At 68.2% G+C, this 15,293-nt stretch carries 16 protein-coding genes and 1 pseudogene; 7 read left to right on the forward strand and 10 right to left on the reverse strand.

The annotated features are described in order from the left end of the window. Nucleotides 1-38: 38 nt before the first annotated feature. The 6 genes from BKA15_RS37010 to BKA15_RS26230 form a co-directional block, all read right to left on the reverse strand. Entirely contained in the window at nucleotides 39-1,190 is a 1,152-nt protein-coding gene (locus BKA15_RS37010; protein WP_179755888.1) for a Wadjet anti-phage system protein JetD domain-containing protein, read from the reverse strand. Continuing rightward, nucleotides 1,187-4,594 (reverse strand): ATP-binding protein, encoded by a 3,408-nt coding sequence (locus BKA15_RS26210; RefSeq protein WP_246323200.1) that lies wholly within the window; start codon nucleotides 4,592-4,594, stop codon nucleotides 1,187-1,189. Before BKA15_RS26210 ends, BKA15_RS37010 begins: the two co-directional genes overlap by 4 nt. Then, entirely contained in the window at nucleotides 4,584-5,168 is a 585-nt protein-coding gene (locus tag BKA15_RS26215; protein ID WP_179755890.1) for a DUF4194 domain-containing protein, read from the reverse strand. Before BKA15_RS26215 ends, BKA15_RS26210 begins: the two co-directional genes overlap by 11 nt. Continuing rightward, entirely contained in the window at nucleotides 5,165-6,592 is a 1,428-nt protein-coding gene (locus BKA15_RS26220) for a DUF3375 domain-containing protein (protein ID WP_179755892.1), read from the reverse strand. Before BKA15_RS26220 ends, BKA15_RS26215 begins: the two co-directional genes overlap by 4 nt. A gap of 97 nt (nucleotides 6,593-6,689) precedes the next feature. Beyond that, a complete protein-coding gene (locus BKA15_RS26225) occupies nucleotides 6,690-7,940 on the reverse strand; it encodes a type II toxin-antitoxin system HipA family toxin (protein ID WP_218871582.1) in 1,251 nt (416 codons plus the stop codon). Then, nucleotides 7,927-8,163, reverse strand: a complete 237-nt coding sequence (locus BKA15_RS26230; RefSeq protein ID WP_179755895.1) for a helix-turn-helix domain-containing protein — start codon at nucleotides 8,161-8,163, stop codon at nucleotides 7,927-7,929. The genes BKA15_RS26225 and BKA15_RS26230 overlap by 14 nt, the downstream gene beginning before the upstream one ends. 264 nt (nucleotides 8,164-8,427) lie before the next feature. Here BKA15_RS26230 and BKA15_RS26235 point away from each other — a divergent pair, with 264 nt between their 5' ends. Together BKA15_RS26235 and BKA15_RS26240 are read left to right on the forward strand one after the other, a co-directional pair. After that, nucleotides 8,428-8,949 carry an HNH endonuclease gene (locus BKA15_RS26235; protein ID WP_179755897.1) on the forward strand — a complete coding sequence of 174 codons (522 nt, stop codon included), beginning with the start codon at nucleotides 8,428-8,430 and terminating at the stop codon, nucleotides 8,947-8,949. Beyond that, nucleotides 8,946-9,395 carry an SMI1/KNR4 family protein gene (locus BKA15_RS26240; RefSeq protein ID WP_179755899.1) on the forward strand — a complete coding sequence of 150 codons (450 nt, stop codon included), beginning with the start codon at nucleotides 8,946-8,948 and terminating at the stop codon, nucleotides 9,393-9,395. Before BKA15_RS26235 ends, BKA15_RS26240 begins: the two co-directional genes overlap by 4 nt. A 188-nt stretch (nucleotides 9,396-9,583) precedes the next feature. On the opposite strand, the gene BKA15_RS37380 is transcribed toward BKA15_RS26240, so the two are convergent. Together BKA15_RS37380 and BKA15_RS37385 are read right to left on the reverse strand one after the other, a co-directional pair. Further along, nucleotides 9,584-9,925 carry a ferric reductase-like transmembrane domain-containing protein gene (locus BKA15_RS37380; protein ID WP_376766842.1) on the reverse strand — a complete coding sequence of 114 codons (342 nt, stop codon included), beginning with the start codon at nucleotides 9,923-9,925 and terminating at the stop codon, nucleotides 9,584-9,586. Nucleotides 9,926-10,017: 92 nt separating this feature from the next. Next, nucleotides 10,018-10,122 (reverse strand): annotated as a pseudogene (locus BKA15_RS37385) (hypothetical protein); the annotation flags it as partial. 831 nt (nucleotides 10,123-10,953) lie between these two features. On the opposite strand from BKA15_RS37385, the gene BKA15_RS26250 reads away from it, so the two are divergent. From BKA15_RS26250 to BKA15_RS26270, 5 genes are all read left to right on the forward strand, one after another. Beyond that, nucleotides 10,954-11,964 (forward strand): ABC transporter ATP-binding protein, encoded by a 1,011-nt coding sequence (locus tag BKA15_RS26250; RefSeq protein ID WP_179755903.1) that lies wholly within the window; start codon nucleotides 10,954-10,956, stop codon nucleotides 11,962-11,964. Continuing rightward, a complete protein-coding gene (locus BKA15_RS26255) occupies nucleotides 11,957-12,805 on the forward strand; it encodes an ABC transporter permease (protein ID WP_179755905.1) in 849 nt (282 codons plus the stop codon). Before BKA15_RS26250 ends, BKA15_RS26255 begins: the two co-directional genes overlap by 8 nt. A gap of 94 nt (nucleotides 12,806-12,899) precedes the next feature. Further along, nucleotides 12,900-13,601 (forward strand): ABC transporter permease, encoded by a 702-nt coding sequence (locus BKA15_RS26260; RefSeq protein ID WP_179755907.1) that lies wholly within the window; start codon nucleotides 12,900-12,902, stop codon nucleotides 13,599-13,601. Nucleotides 13,602-13,639: 38 nt separating this feature from the next. Then, on the forward strand, nucleotides 13,640-14,074 hold the full coding sequence (locus BKA15_RS26265; RefSeq protein WP_179755909.1) for an ester cyclase: 435 nt from the start codon (nucleotides 13,640-13,642) through the stop codon (nucleotides 14,072-14,074). A gap of 58 nt (nucleotides 14,075-14,132) precedes the next feature. Continuing rightward, nucleotides 14,133-14,768: a TetR/AcrR family transcriptional regulator gene (locus BKA15_RS26270; protein WP_179755911.1), complete on the forward strand. Its 636-nt coding sequence runs from the start codon at nucleotides 14,133-14,135 to the stop codon at nucleotides 14,766-14,768. A gap of 5 nt (nucleotides 14,769-14,773) precedes the next feature. Here BKA15_RS26270 and BKA15_RS35855 read toward each other — a convergent pair whose 3' ends face one another. Next, the gene (locus tag BKA15_RS35855; RefSeq protein ID WP_246322425.1) at nucleotides 14,774-14,956 is read right to left on the reverse strand and encodes a hypothetical protein; all 183 of its coding nucleotides are present in this window, start codon (nucleotides 14,954-14,956) and stop codon (nucleotides 14,774-14,776) included. Nucleotides 14,957-14,965: 9 nt separating this feature from the next. Beyond that, complete coding sequence (locus BKA15_RS35860) at nucleotides 14,966-15,247, reverse strand: PPOX class F420-dependent oxidoreductase (RefSeq protein WP_246322426.1); 282 nt, start codon at nucleotides 15,245-15,247, stop codon at nucleotides 14,966-14,968. Between the last annotated feature and the right edge of the window lie 46 nt (nucleotides 15,248-15,293).

The raw sequence follows: 15,293 nt of genomic DNA on the forward strand, positions 1-15,293 counted from the left end.
CGGAATCTTGCAGATGGTGCGTCGCCGAACCGGCTGAGTCAGCTGATCGGAAGGCGTTGCTGGACCCAGGCCCAGTCCAGGCGCTCCTGTTCCAGCCGGACGGAGGGGCCGAGGCGGTCCTCGACGAGGTCGGTGTAGAGCTGGGCTTCGACGGCGGTCAGGCGATCGAGGCGGGCGTTGGTGGGGGAGTCTTCGGTGACCCAGCGGTCTCGGTGGGCCAGCAGGGTCTCGCGGTCCATCAGGAAGGAGCGGGTCTGGGGGAGCCAGGCCCGGAGTTGGTTCAAGATCGCGAAGCCGTGGGTGTCCAGGTCGCCCCAGTAGTTGATCTTGGATTCGGCGAGCCAGGGCATGCGGCCGGCGCGGTCGACCTCGAAGCCCTTGCCCCAGATCACTACCCCGCCGGCGGGTACGGGCACGCTGAGGAACGTGATCTCGTTCTCGATGATCATGGCCGTGCGTACGTCGGCGGGCAGCTCGGCCAGTTCGGCGACCCGGACGGTCGCCTCGGACAGCTGCTTCGGCAGGCCGAGGGCGGCGGGGTCGAACCGGAGGCGGACGAGGTCGGGCCTGGCGCGCAGACCAAGATCAGCGAGGAAGCCCGGTGCGGTCTGCGATGTGCCGAGCAGGCGGGCCAGCAGCGGCCGGTGCCGTTCGACGAACTTCGTGTCCACGCCCCGCGCGGTGATCTGCCTGAGGTAGCGACGCGAACCGCGGTGATCGGAGAGCCAGCGGTAGGCGGCGAGCAGGCGTGGCCAGTCCTCGGCCGCGTCCAGGGCCCGCAGCGGCTGCGCTTCGACCCAGGCACGGACGGCCGGTTCGGCGGCGGTCAGCTCGAGAATCCTCCGGTACGCGGCGACGGACCGACCCACGCCGAGCAGGGCCCAGGCCTGGTCGTACTCGGTCAGCCGGGCACGGGTCGGGATCCGGGAGCGCCCGATGTGCTGGCCGCCGATCGTGCCGTACTCGAGGTGATAGCGGCGACCGTCGTAGGCACCGCGCTCGAGCTGGGCCACCCAGTCCTGGGCCGCCGCCAACTCGCTCCCGAGCTCGGCGGCCTTCGGGCCGCGCAAGGGCACGTCGAAGCCGGGGAACGGTTCGTCGCGTGCCAGTGCGGTCAGCAGGGAGCCGTCGTCCCAGCGCCGCCGGACCTTCGCGGCGACGTCGGCCGGTGTCGTCCACCGCGCGCTCACTCCCGTGGCGCCCTTCCGTCACGCTGGGCCCGGAACTCCTCGATCGTCAAGGTCTGCAGCCTGGAGTAGCTGCCGGTCGGGTTGTCGACGAACCCGATCGACCGCACGTACGGCTCGATGATGTGCACCTTCTGCAGCGGGGTGACGATCAGCAGTTGCAGGCCGAGCTTGGCGAACAGCTCCAGCGCGTACCGGGTGGAGAGATCGGAACCGCGCCCGAACGCCTCGTCGATCACCGCGAACCGGAAGTCCTTCGACTTCTCGACACCCCACTCCAGCCCGAATTGGTACGCCAGCGACGCCGCCAGGATCGTGTACGCCAGCTTCTCCTTCTGGCCACCGGACTTGCCGTCGGAATCACGGTAGTGCTCCCACTCCACGTCGGACTCCCGGTCCCGCTCGGAGGCGGAGAATGTGAACCAGTTCCGGACGTCGGTCACCCGCCGGGTCCACGCCTTGTCCGTGTCGGTGTGGTTGGGCCGGCCGCGGAACCGCTCGATGATCCGTTGCACGTCCAGGAACCGCTGCTCCGAATAGTGATCATCGACCGGCACCAGCGCGTCGTCGGTGGCGGCGCGCAGCTCCGACCGGAACGCCTGGACCTCGGTGTTCACGGTCCGCTCCATCTCCAGCCGGATGTAGCGGCCTGGCGCGTAGTCGATCGCGCCGAGTGCCTCGTTGATCGTGTCGATCCGCGAGCCGATGTCGTCCGACTGCCGCCGCAGCCAGCTGTTGAACCCGGCCAGTTCGCGGATCGTGTTCGTGTTGAGCTGGCGCTTGAACTCGTCCTCGAAGGCCGGCAGGTCGTCCGAGGCCACCCGGTCCCGGAACGTGCGGAACTCGTCGCGGGCCTCGATGGCGGCGTCCATCTCGGTGGTCGCCTCCGGCCACCGCCGCCGGACCTCGTTCATCGCACCGACGAGGCTGGTGACGTAGCCGCCGATCTCCTTGCCGAGCCGGTCCAGCTCGCGCTGCAATCGCTGGGTCAGCTCGGCCGCCACGCCCTGGCAGGCGTCCGCCTCGGTCGGCCGGTCCGCGCCCAACCGGTCGTTCAGTTCGTCGTAGCGGGACCGCGCCGCGACAAGATCGACTTCGCTGTGATCATGGACGAAGCCGAGCTCCTGCCGGCGGGCCTGGTCGGCGCGGCCGATCCGGTCGTCGAGGACCGAGATCCTGGCGCTGAGCCCGGCGATCCGCCCCTCGACCTCGGACAACGCGTCCTTGTTGATCTTGAGCTGGCGATCGATCTCGGCGAGCTCGGGAGCCCCGGCGAGCAGCCGTTCCCGTTCCTGGCGGGCGTTCTCGGCGCGTCCCTCGGCCTCCCGCCAGTCCAGCTCCCGCCAGTCGGTGACGGTCTCCAGCTTGTCCAGGGCCGACACCTCCGCATCGAGCTCGTCGCGCTCGCGGTCGATCTTCGCCAACGCCTGATCGGCCTGCTCCAGCTCGCGCTGCACGTCCTCGAGATGTGCGGTCAGGGCCTCGATCTTGCGCGCGTTGGCCCAGCCGAGCACCCAGGTCCGCGGGTCGTCCACCCGGGACCGGTCGTCCTTCTCGTGATGATCACCGGAACGAACCTGGCCCTCCGGCGTGACGGCCCGGTGCGCCTGCCGGAACTCGGCCAGTGTCTCGGTGCACCGGTGATCGGCGCGCCGGTGAAGTTGATCACCGAGATACGACTCGAACGGGCCGGGGGCGATCTCCAGGGTCTGGGCCAGCAGCAGGCCTTCGCCGTGGACCGGCGGCTGCAGCGCCACCTGCCGCAGCGGTACGCGCTCGTAGACGAGCCGCAGGCCCCGCTGCTCCCCGTCCCACCGCCGGTACGTCAGCCGGCGCCCGTTCACCCAGTCGGCGACGGCGGGATAGTCGTCCTGCCGGACCAGCAGGGATTGGGCGAATCCGCGCAACACCCGCTCGGCGGCACCGCGCCACGTCTCGTAGCCCTCGGCGACGTCGATCAACTCGCCGGCAAACGGCAGCGCCTCGACGTCGAGGTCGAGCTCTCGGCAGAGCTGTTCGCGCAGGTCCAGCAGCTGGCTCGGCAGGTTGCTGGCCCGGCCGGCCAGGCTGGACAGTTCGAGCTTGGTCTCCTCCTGCTGCCGCCGCAGCTCGGCACGCCGGGCCGCGTGTTCGGCGAGCCGCGGATTGAGCGCCGCGCGGCGCTCGCGCAGCCCGGCCCGCCGGGCGCCGAGCGAACCGATCAGCGAGCGGAAGCCGGCGACGTCGGCCACGGACTCCAGACCCGCCGCCGCGAGTTGATCACTGAACAGCTGGAAGCGCCGCCGCCGACCGTCGCACTGCTCACGGGCCGTGGCCTCGTCGCGCTCGAGCTGGCCGATCCGGTCCCCGCCGGCAGCCGCCCGCTGGGTGATCAGGACGTCGCCGCGTTCGCGGAGCCTGCCCTGGTCCTGCTCGGCCTCGTCCCGGACCGTTCGATGGCCGTGCTGTTCGGTCTCGTACGCCTCGATCTCCCCGCTGAGCAAGGCGATCCGCAGCTCGGCGAAGTAGAGCCGGACCGCGTCCCGCTGCCGTTCCAGGCCGGTCCGGCGGGCCAGCGCATCGTCGTACCGGTCGGCGGTCGCGACCAGCGGCTCCAGCGCGGCCAGCTGCTCGCGCGCACGCCGGACCGCCTCGTGGGCCTTGGTCAGGTCCTCGAAGTGCGCGATGATCGCGTCCACCCGCTCCGCCGCGTCGGCCGGCTCGAGCATGTGGTTGCGGACGAAGTCGTTGAGATTGCCGACCGACTTCATCGACACGGTCTGGTGGAACAGGTCGAGCGCCTGATCGGACTTGATCCCGAGGGCCCGGCGCAGCTGCCGGGCGTACTCCGGATAGACGTTGCTGATCACTGCTCCGGAATTCCGCAGCCGGCGGCGCAGCTCGCCCAGGTCGGCGCCGAAGTCGGTGAAGTCGGCCTCGATCGACAGCGGCTTGCCCGACGTGACGAAGAAGCGGTCCGGCTGGCCGGCCCGGTCCTTCTGGTGGAACACCTGGGCCAGCGTCACGGTCTCGTCATGACCCTCGTTGCCGAACACGCCCAAGATCACCGAATAGGACGTGTGATCACGAAGGCCGACCGCCTTCGAGGTGCCGGTGCGTTCGATCCGTTCCGACTTGTAGTGGCCCTCGACGTAGCTGCGCAGCGTGCGTTCCCGGGACTCGGCGCCGGCCGCCTTGTTGTAGGCGATCCGGTGCGCCGGCAGCAGCAGGGTGGTGATCGCGTCGACCAGGGTGGACTTCCCGCTGCCGATGTCGCCGGTGAGCAGCGACGTCTCGCCGTCCGGGGTCAGCCGCCAGACCCGGCCGTCGAACGTGCCCCAGTTGAAGAGCTCGATCCGCTGCAGCCGGTAACCCGCCCGGTGCCCGCCGTCGAGCTCGATCGCCGAGAACAGCCCGCTACTCATCATGATCACCAGCGCCGGCGTACTCGCGCAGCTTCCCGGCATAGTCGGACAACGTCTGCGCGTCGACGTAGGCCTTGAGGATCCGCCGCACCTCCCACTGGTCCGGCTGCCCGCGCAACGGACGCAGGAAACCGAGCTCGGCGACCTGCTTGATGGTGGTCTCGACCCGATCGATCACCCTGGCCTCGTTGGTGGAGTCGGCCAGGAACACCCGCAACAGGTCGACGATCTGATCATGACTGAGCACCAACTTGCCCTCGGCACCCTTGGTCTCGAACTCCACCAATCGTTTGCGCAGCAGGACCAACAGCAGACTGACGTTGTACGTCAGGCTCCGCCGGCGGACCAGCCGGGGGAGTTCCTCGGCCTCGTCGTCGGACGGTTCGCTGCGGAGATAGGCGTACCCCTCCACGTCGTCCACGACGAGCTCGACGCCGATCGTGCCGAAATGATCACGGACGGCGGGACCGAACCGATCCAGCGAGGTCCACACCGTCTCCTGGGTCTCGCGGTAGACCACGCCACGCATCAGTTCGATGATCGCGGCCGCGATCGCCTGCTCCTCGGGCGTTCTCATGTCCGGGTCACCGTCACCTTCGGCAACCGGGCCCGCCGACTGCGGCCGTCGGGATCGGCGTAGTCGATGATCGTCTCCTCGGTCTCGTCCAGCGCGACGGCAAGATCAACTTCGGCCAGCGAGAGGTAGCCGATGATCTCGGCGGCGCCCTGGGTCACCGGGTAGAGCTCGACGATCTCGGACAACAGGGTGGAACTCCGTTCCGGAAGCACGGCGCGGATGTTCTGGGCCAGCCGGGACTGATCGACGAACGACTGACCGAACAGGGCGGACAGGTCGAGGTCCTCGGCGTCGGCCGGCGCGAGCATGCTGTCGACCCTGGTGGCCGGTCGCGCATCGTAGAGCGGGCGTTCGAACGGGAGCATGATCGGCAGGCCGGGCAGATCGACCGTCAGACCCTCGGCCGGCGGATTCTCCCGGCAGGCCAGAGCGGCCGCCTCGATCGACCGGACCAGTTCGAGCACCCGCCGGTTCTCCAGCCAGACCTGATCATCGAGGAAGCGGCGCAGCTGCTCGGAGATCTGCCGCACCGTCTGCTGGGTGCGTTCGGCCGCCTCCGACCAGTCGTGGTGGATCGACCCGAGCCGCCGGTCCGCGTCGATCGGAGCGAGAGACTGCACCCGGGTCAACAGGTCGCCGAGCTCGTCCTGCCTCGCCTCGGACAGCAGGAAGTCGTAGAACGCCTGGAAACTGCTGCCCTGGTCGGACCCGCTGATGTCGGACCGGCTGGCCACCAGTTCCGCGAGCAGTTCGCCCTTCGAACCTTCCCAGGAAGCGATCCGCTCCCGGGCGGCCCGGTCGAGCTGGCGGAAGTTCTCCTCGACCTCCCGGAAGTCCGCGAGCAGCTCCCGCGCCGTCCGGGCGAACTGCTGGTAACGGTCCCGGACCGCGGTGTCGCCCAGCAGCTCGATGTTTCCGGCCTCGGCCTCGGCGATCCGGCGGTCGAGCTCGTCCCGCTGGCGGCGCAGCACGGCGATCCGGGTGTCCGGGTCCGGCTCGGTGCCGTGGACGATCTGGCGCAGCAGGTCGACCACGGTGTGCAGCCTGGATTCCGTACCCACGAAGGCGCGGGCACGCAGCCCGGTGACCCAGCCGTACGCCTTCTCGAACTCCGCGGTCGCGTCGTAGTGCACCTCGTCCGATCGCGACGGATAGAACCGCCGCAGCCAGCCCGAGTCGGGTTGCGACCAGGTGTCCAGATAGTCCTGGGGCGAGCGCGGGAACCGGGGCTGGGTGCTCGCGGCGTTGATCCCGTACAGATAGTCGTCGAGCGCGCTGATCAACCGGACGGCCGGCGTCGCGCCCTGATTCCCCTCGACGAAGTGGCTGCCGAGGAAGCCGAGGATCAGCGGCGCGGTGTCGGCGCGCAGCAGCCGCCAGGCGGGATGCCGGTCCCGCAGCGCCTCGATCGTCTCGAACTCCACCGTCGTCCTCCTTCCCCCTACTGCGCAGCAGCCTAGAGATCCCCGCCGACAACGGTAACGACCGCGTCCGCGAGCCGAACCGTTCCACCGGTTCCTCTTAGGGACGACCGGACGGGCATCCGCAGGGTTTGCCTTGGCGGAGGTTGCGGGCGAAGGTGCGGATCTCGCGGGGCAGCGCCTGATGGGCGCGTGGGTGCGGCTGTTCCTGCTCGGCGAGCTCGATGACGGCGGCGAGGGTGTCGTCGATGATCGGGTCGGGTTCGGGGAGGCCCCAGGCGGCGGCCTCGTTGCGGAGATGTTCACGGGTGATCATCCGGTGCCGGTATTCATGATCAACGGCCAGGGCCAGGTCACCGTCGCCGGGGAGGTGGGTCTGCGGTACGACGTCGTAGGCGGGAGCCAGGATCAGGGTGCCGCCGGGCCCGTGGAGCAGGGAGAGGTTCTTGGTGTGAAGATCAAGATTGCCGAGGGCGACCGAGAGCACGGTGAGCCGGAGCAGCCGTTCGACCGACTCGCGCCCGGCGAGCTCGGTCAGCAGCCGGGCGACCCGGGCCAGGCTGACCCGGTCGCCGAGCTTCTGGTACTTCTCGTTCCCGCTCGCCCCGAGGGCCTGGCTGAAGTCCTCCTGATGGACCCGGCCGTCCTTCGCCCGCGGGTCGCGGTCGTACCGCTCGATGATCAACGCGGGTACGTCCTCGAACTCGGCCAGCCAGGTCTGGAAGTCGGCGAGCCCGAGCGCCCGGGCGAAGCGCGACCCGAACTCCTCGTCGAAGATCATCGTCGGGTAGTCGCGGACCACCGGCTTGAGGATGTGAGTCGACGGATAGCCGTCGATCGCCCGGTACCAGCGATCGGCCGAGCGGACCAGAACGATCTTGTCCTGCACCCCGGCCAGGGACGTCTTGCCGCCGACACGTCGGTTCCCCAACGGGTACTCCTGGACCCGGGCCAGCAGGTCGGCGACCTGGGCCTCCGTCTGGGCCTCGCGTCGCGGCCGCCGCGGTTCGCCGGGAACCTCCGGATCCCAGATCTGCAAGGCACCCGCGATGTCGCGACCGTAGCGGCGCAGCATGCCGATCACGTCGTGCCGGGGAACCCCGGCCTCCTGCGCCAGCCGGTCCAGCATGCGGCCCTCGGGCAGGAGTTCGGTGAAGTAGTTCTGTCGGCGCCGCCGCCCGGACCGGGTCGGTATCGGGATCAGCGGCACCGCGACGGACAGGACCAGGCTGTCCAGGCCGTACCTCTCGATGGCTTCGGGCTCGGCGAAGAAGTCGAAGCTGCGCCAGCTGCCGGCGAGCTCGCCGATCTTGGTCCCGGACAGCTCGACCACCAGGTCAGCCATGATCATCTTCGCCGATCGTGGCGGTCAGGCTGACGCCGGTCTGGCGCATCATGGCGAACAACCGATCCATCAGGATCGACGGCTTGCCGGCCTCGAGCTCCCAGATGTAGCGCTGGCTGGTTCCGAGCCGGCGGGCGAGTTCGCGCTGACTCAGCCCGTTGAGCAGGCGGGCCTGCTGCAGGATCCGTCCGAGCGACTCGGCGCTGGTGACGCGCCCGGTGTAGGCCACGTGAACCTCCTCGATGACTACGTCTTGGTAGTCAGTCTGAGTTACTACCTTTTCGTAGTCAACCGATCTGACTACGAAAAGGTAGTCGCGCTCGCGCAGTCATGGTTCCCGAGTCGACCCGTTCTTGATCATCGAATCCTCCGCAAACCGTTGCGGGACAACGAAGTGACGGGGGAGGGGCCATCGGCCGAAGAGTTGTGGCTGATGTTGGGAAATGCCTGCCGCCCCGGGTTCGATGGGATATGACTGCGGGAGGTGACCGCCATGGCCGTCGATGAGCCCAGGAGTACCGAAGCGGGCCATTCCGAGGAGCGGCCCGAGGTGTCGCCACCGAGGGAGCTGGGCGGTCCACGCTCGAGATACGACCCGAACCTGACCGAGGCGGAGCGGCAGGAGCGGATCACGGAACTGGCGCCGAACGCCGAGCGGGCGGTCGCCGCCACCAACTGGTCGAACCGGAGCCGGGCCGGGACGGTCTACCGCGACTACCAGAACCCGGCCCTCCACGAGCAGTATCCGGACGGTGTTCCCTTCTCCTACGAGGGATTCCCGCAGTTCGAGGACTACGCGATCGCCGCCGTGCGCTTCGAGGAGGGCTTCGTCGGCGACTACGAGACTGATTTCAGGAAATCCAACCTCAGTGCTGGATTTTCCCGGCAGCCCAGGGGAACGGTCTGGCATCATCACGAGGACGGCAAGACGCTGCTCCTCCTGGACCGTGATCTTCACAGCGATGTGCGGCATTGGGGCGGTGTGCGGGTGATCCAGGAAAGGATCCATGAATGAGGTTGGCGATTGAACCCGAGGCCCCGGCCTCGGAGGAGCAGATCGCTGCGGTCGAGACCGAATTGGGGGTACGGCTTCCGGTGCCGTACCGGAACTGGTTGAAGCAGACGAACGGTTGCCTGGTGGGGGAGTACACCCGGGTGCCCGGCGTCGGCGAGGGTACGTTCTCCGAGATCGACGCGGTCGAAGCGCTGCCGTCGATCAACCGGTCGTCGCTGAACGACCTGATCCCGGACGACTTCCTGCAGCTGACCATCAGCTTCGGCGGATCGCTGGCGATCAAGATCAACGGGGATGACCAGGGCTCGGTCTGGTGGGCGAGCTCATGGAAGGCCGAGGTGGACGGGATCCTGGACGAGCCCAGTCGCGAGATCATGTTCCGACTGGCCGACGACTGGGACGCCTTCCTGGCCTTGGACTTCCCGGAGCCGAAGGTGATGTCCTGACGGACGAGCGCGTCTGGCTCTGGGACAAGCCGACCGCTGTGGATTTCTGCCGCGTCTGACCGGCTGAATTCACTCCGGTCGTGTGCATCGAGCAGGGGCAGGGCCGCAAAGATCTTCGGCGATGCCTACGGACCGAATTCTGCAACACCACTCACCAACCGGCGAGCATTCACTCTGGCCAACGCTTTCTAACGGAACGCGAACTCCTCGAAGTGGATGGCGGTGCGGTCCACGCCGTGTTGCCGGAAGCCGCGTTCGAGGGCGTCGACCATGGGCCGCGGTCCGCAGAGGTAGACCTCGCACCGGTCCAGCCCTCCGGTCTTCTCGGCGATCCGGTCGACGGTGAAGGTGCCCGACTCGGATGAGACATGGAGATGGATGGACAACCCAGGATGTCGCTCGTGGGCGGTGTGGAGCTCGTCGGCGAACAGGGCGTCCTCGCGGAGCCGCACCACGCAGAACAACGCGATCTCGCGCGGCACCGTTTCGGGTTCGTCGCGCAGCCAGGCAAGGAACGGCGTGACTCCGATGCCGCCGGCGACCCAGACCTGACGGGCTGCTCCGGTGCGATAGTCGAAGAGCCCGTACCCGCCCTCGACGACCGCCGCGGTCCCCGTCGCAGCGTGGCGGCGAGCCGAGCGGTGTAGTCGCCGAGTTCCTTGATCGTCAACCGCAGAGTTGACCCACCCGGGGCGCTGGAAATGGTGAACGGGTGTGGTTCGCGCAACCCTCGCTGCCCGTACCGGGCAAACGCGAACTGCCCCGAGCGGTGCTCGACCGGCTTTCCGCGCGCGCAGTGCCACCTCGACCACGCCTGTTGCGACCGGCCGCACGCCCTCGACGACGTACCGACGTCGCGGCCTCATGAATCGGGCGAGCAGCATGGAGTACGCGAACGCGACCGCGCCCACCACATACGCCGTCATGAGCAGCGCGAAGGGCGCACTCGCGCTGTGTACGGCGGCGTCGACCAGCAGCATGTGCGCCAGACTGACGATGAAGAAGAACCCGATGTATCGGTGCGTCCAGCGCCACCTGTGGTAGCTGAGCGCCATGACGCGTCGCAGCACCGGGAGCCGCGGCCCGATGCTCAGCAGCACGAGCACGAGGATCCCTGCGAAGGCGATCAGTCCCGACGGTGTTCCACCCGGCGAGTCGAGCCGCCATGGCACGAGCGCGACGTGGGCAACCAGGAGTACGAATCCCACCACGGCCGCTTCGCGGTGCACCCGGTACATGCGGTCCAGCCCGCCGAACCAAGGCTCGAGGACCCGCCACCTGGTGGCCAGGACCAGGCAAACCGTGAAACAGAGCACCGTCGTCGCGGCGAGGAATTCAGAGAACACCTGCCGCGTGAAGTCGGGCCGACCGTCGTTGATCGGCGGGGCCACCAGCCAGAGCACCAGGTTCAGGGCAAGGACGCCGAGCACGACGGCACGGCCAAGATCACCTGCCCGGAGTCTCCGACTCATCGGCCCAGCTTAGGTCTGAATCTCGGATGCAGTCCGCCTGAAATCGCCCTGGACAAAACGTCAGAGCGAGCGGTTAGGGTCCAGCCATGCCAGCGATCGTGGTCGACCGACTCCGCAAGACGTACGTCGTGCCGGAGCGGGAAGGGGGGATCAAGGCGGCGGTGGCGGCCTTGGTCAAGCGGCGGACTCGGGAGGTCGAGGCGGTCAAGGACATCAGCCTGAGCATCGAGCCGGGCGAGGTGGTCGGGTTCCTCGGTCCGAACGGGGCCGGGAAGACGACCACGCTGAAGATGCTGGCCGGGCTGCTCTATCCGACCTCCGGCGGTGCGACGGTGCTCGGCTACACGCCGTGGAAGCGGGACCGCAGCTACCTCGGCCAGATGGCGTTGATCATGGGGCAGCGGAGCCAGCTGCAGTGGGACATCCCGGTGGTCGACTCGTACCGGTTGAACAAGGCGATCTTCCAGATCAACGACGCCGATTTCGCCACCCGGCTGCAGGAACTGACCGACCTGCTGGAGCTGCAGGACCTGCTCCGCAAGCCGGCCCGCAACCTCTCCCTCGGCGAGCGGATGAAGTGCGAGTTCGCCGGTTCGCTGCTGCACCGGCCGCAGGTGCTGTTCCTCGACGAGCCGACGATCGGGCTGGATGTCGCGATGCAGCGCCGGATCCGTTCCTTCGTCGCGGAGTACAACGCCCGCACCGGGGCCTGCGTGATCTTGACCAGTCACTACATGGCCGACGTCGAGGCACTGTGCAAGCGGGTGGTGGTGATCCACCACGGCGAGCTGCTCTATGACGGGCTGCTGGCCGGGCTGGTCCGCCGGTTCGCCGCCGACAAGACGATCACCGTCGAGCTGACCGAGGGGCATCGGGTCGAGCGGAGCGACGTGGCCGCGATGATCAACGGGGCGCCGCTGGAGCCGACCGGGTCGGGTTGGCGGATCCAGGCGCCGGCCAGCCGGACGCCCGAGGTCGCCGCCCGGCTGCTGTCCAAGCTCCCGGTGGCCGACCTGACCATCGAGGACCAGCCGATCGAGACCGTGATCGAGAAGGTGTTCGCGACGTCGGCGCCGGAACCGGGTGCCGATGTCTGACACGGCGGTTCGCGCGCCGAACTCCCGGCAGCTGCACTGGCGAGCGTTGCGCGACTACTACCGCGGCGAGTTCGTCGCGTCGACCCAGGTGAACCTCGCCTACCGCGGCCAGGTGATGATCTGGGTGGTCACCTCGGTGATCCAGCCGCTGGTCATGATCGTCGTCTGGCAGACCGTCGCCGGCCCGACGGGCACGGTCGGCGGCTACACGGCGGGCCAGTTCGTCACCTACTTCGCGATCCTGATGGTGGTCGAGCACCTCACCTTCATCTGGTTGATGTGGGAGTTCGAGTGGCGGATCCGGGAGGGCGCCTTCTCGCCGCTGCTGCTGCGGCCGATCCACCCGATCCACAAGGACATCATCGACAACGTGTCGTACAAGATCATCGGGCTGTTCGGCGTGCTGCCCGGCGCGATCCTGCTGATGATCGTCTTCGGTGCCGACCTTTCCGGGATCCGGCCGCTGCAACTGCTCGCCTTCATCCCGGCCCTGATCGGCGCCGCGGTGCTCCGGTTCGCGATCGAGTGGGTGCTGGCGTTGAGCGCGTTCTGGCTGACCAAGGTGTCGGCGTTGAACAACCTCTACTTCTCCGTGCAACTGTTCCTCGGCGGCGGCTTCGCGCCGCTGGCGGTGATGCCGGTGGCGTTCGGCGTGGTGGCCCAGTGGGCGCCGTTCTCCTGGTCGCTGGCCTTTCCGGTCGAGGTCGCGATGGGCCGGCGCACCGGCCTCGACATCCTGTACGGGTACGCGATGCAGGCCGGCTGGATCATCGTCGCGATCATCGTGCTCCGCCTGGTCTGGTCCCGCGCCCTGCGCCACTATTCGGCGGTGGGAGCATGATCGCCAATCTCCGTCATGGCGGCCTGATCATCCGTACCTACGTCCGGCTCGGCATGCTCAACTTCATGCAGTACCGCGGCGAGTTCTTATCGCCGTGATCAACGCGGTGATCACGCTGCTGGCCCAGGTGATCGGGCTCTGGGTGATCTTCTCCCAGACCGCGACGTTGGACGGGTGGACCAGCGCCGGGATGATGCTGCTGGTCGGCATCCACTTCCTGATCTCCGGGCAGATCGGCATGGTGATCCGGCCGTCGGTGGAGGCGATGATGGAGGGCATCCGGCTCGGCACCTTCGACTTCACCCTGACCAAGCCGGCCGACTCCCAACTGCTGGCCAGCGTGCAACGGATCTCGCCGGCGGCGCTGGCCGACTCGGTGCTCGGCGTCGGCGTGATCATCTGGGCCGGGATCCAATTGGACAGCGTCACCCCGCTCGGCGTGCTGGCGTTCGTGATCACCCTGATCTGCGGCGTGATCATCGTCTACAGCTTCATCCTGCTGCTCGGCACCTGTGCCTTCTGGTTCGTCAAGCTGGACAACATCATGGCGATCTTCGGCTCCGTGTTCGGCCAGGCCGGGCGCTGGCCGGTGACGATCTTCCCCGGCTGGCTGCGGGTGGTGCTGACCTTCGTGATTCCGGTCGGCTTCGCCGTCACCGTGCCGGCCCAGGCGCTGTCCGGCACCCTGGACCTGTTCACGACGCTGCTGTCGGTCGGCGTGGCGATCTTGTTCTTCGTCGGCTCCCGGGTCTTCTGGTTCTTCGCACTCCGGCGCTACACCGGCGCCTCCGCGTAGAGTCGGCCGCAGAATCCGATCTGGGCGAAAGGACTGCGATGACATCGATCAACCCGGCCCTGCCGGCGGCGCTGCGCGTCATCGACGGGATCAACAGCGGGGACCTCTCCTGTCTCGACGAGGCGGTCACCGACGACTTCGTCGATCATGGATCGCCGTTCCCGATCCCGCCCGGGCCGGCCGGCTACCGGCAGATCCTGACCTTCGTGACCACCGTCCTGAAGCTCCGGTACGAGATCCAGGACGTGATCGAATCGCCCGACCGGGTGGTGCTCCGGGCCATCGGGATCGGGGTCGGCGTCGACGCCGTGCACGGCCCGGGTGCGGCCGGCAAGACGTACCGGATGGAGACGGCGCACATCTACCGCACCGTGGGCGACCGGCTGGCCGAGCACTGGGGCGTCCGGGACGAGTACGGCGCCCGGATCCAGCTCGGCACCGTGACCCCGCCGGACCCGGCCTCCTTCACCTGATCCTGGTCTGCAACGCCTACGGTTGTTGCCACAACGCACGTTGCAGCAGGAGGTGGACATGGCCGGAAGGACGACCAGGACACGGCCGGCGGGTGGCCTGGCCGACAAGCGCCGCGCCATCCTCGACGGCGCCCTGGTGATCTTCGCCAGGGACGGCTACACGCGGGCCAGTATCGATGCCATCGCCGCCAAGGCCGGGGTCTCGACGCGCACGATCTACAACCACTTCCAGGACAAGGCGGAGCTGTTCCAGGTCGTGATCAAGGAGAGCGCGAGCCGGGTCGCCGACGCCCAGATCGCGGTGATCGAGAGCTACCTGCGCAAGGTGACCGACCTGGAGGCCGATCTGATCGACTTCGGGCTGGCCTGGGTCACGCCGATGCCCGACTACGCCGATCATTCGGCGCTGGTCCGGCAGATCAATGCCGAGTCCGGTCACATCCCGCGGCGTGCGATCAAGGCTTGGCAGGAGGCCGGACCGCGCCGGGTGCTGGACGCGCTGGCCGACCGGCTGGCCCGGCTTGCCGCCCAGGGGCTGCTCGACGTCGACGACGCGCAGCGTGCCGCGCACCACTTCGCCGTCCTGATCACGGTGCCGAATCCCTCCTTGCAGGCCAGGACGTTGAGCGACGACGACCGCGGCGAGATGGTTGCCGCCGGGGTTCGCACCTTCCTCTACGGCTACCGCGGCTGAACCGGTCAGACCGAGTTCGGCCGGATCGTGCTCGCGGTCTCGGCGGCGGGCGCAGTGGCGTCGGGTCGGTGCACGGTCCGGCGGGGTATGAACTCGCGGTCGTTCGAGCCGTCGAAGGGCAGTGATTCGAGGTTCCAGCTCCACGAGACGGTCGGCGTGATCCGCAGGTAGGTCCCGGGCCCGAACATCCCTTCGTGCTAGACGAAGTCGCCGGTCCCGTACACCCGGAGGAAGCGCGGCGTCCAGGGCTTGATCGCGACCACGTCGTCCCAGAGCAGGACAACCTTCTCCTGGCCGCCGGCGACGTTGCGGAACTTCCGGGTCTGTTGCGGCTCGTGACCGCCGCCGACATAGAAGTAGCGGCCGTCGAACTCGATCCCGATCGGTACGGCATCGGGCTGGCCGTCGCGGTCGACCGTTCCGATCCGGCCGACCGGCTGTGAGCGCATGTACTCGATCTCTGCTGTGCTGAAGGACATGCATTGAGAGTACAACGACCGTTGCAAATACAAAATCGATCGTTGT

The organism is Microlunatus parietis (genome assembly GCF_013407955.1).
GTDB lineage: Bacteria > Actinomycetota > Actinomycetes > Propionibacteriales > Propionibacteriaceae > Microlunatus > Microlunatus parietis.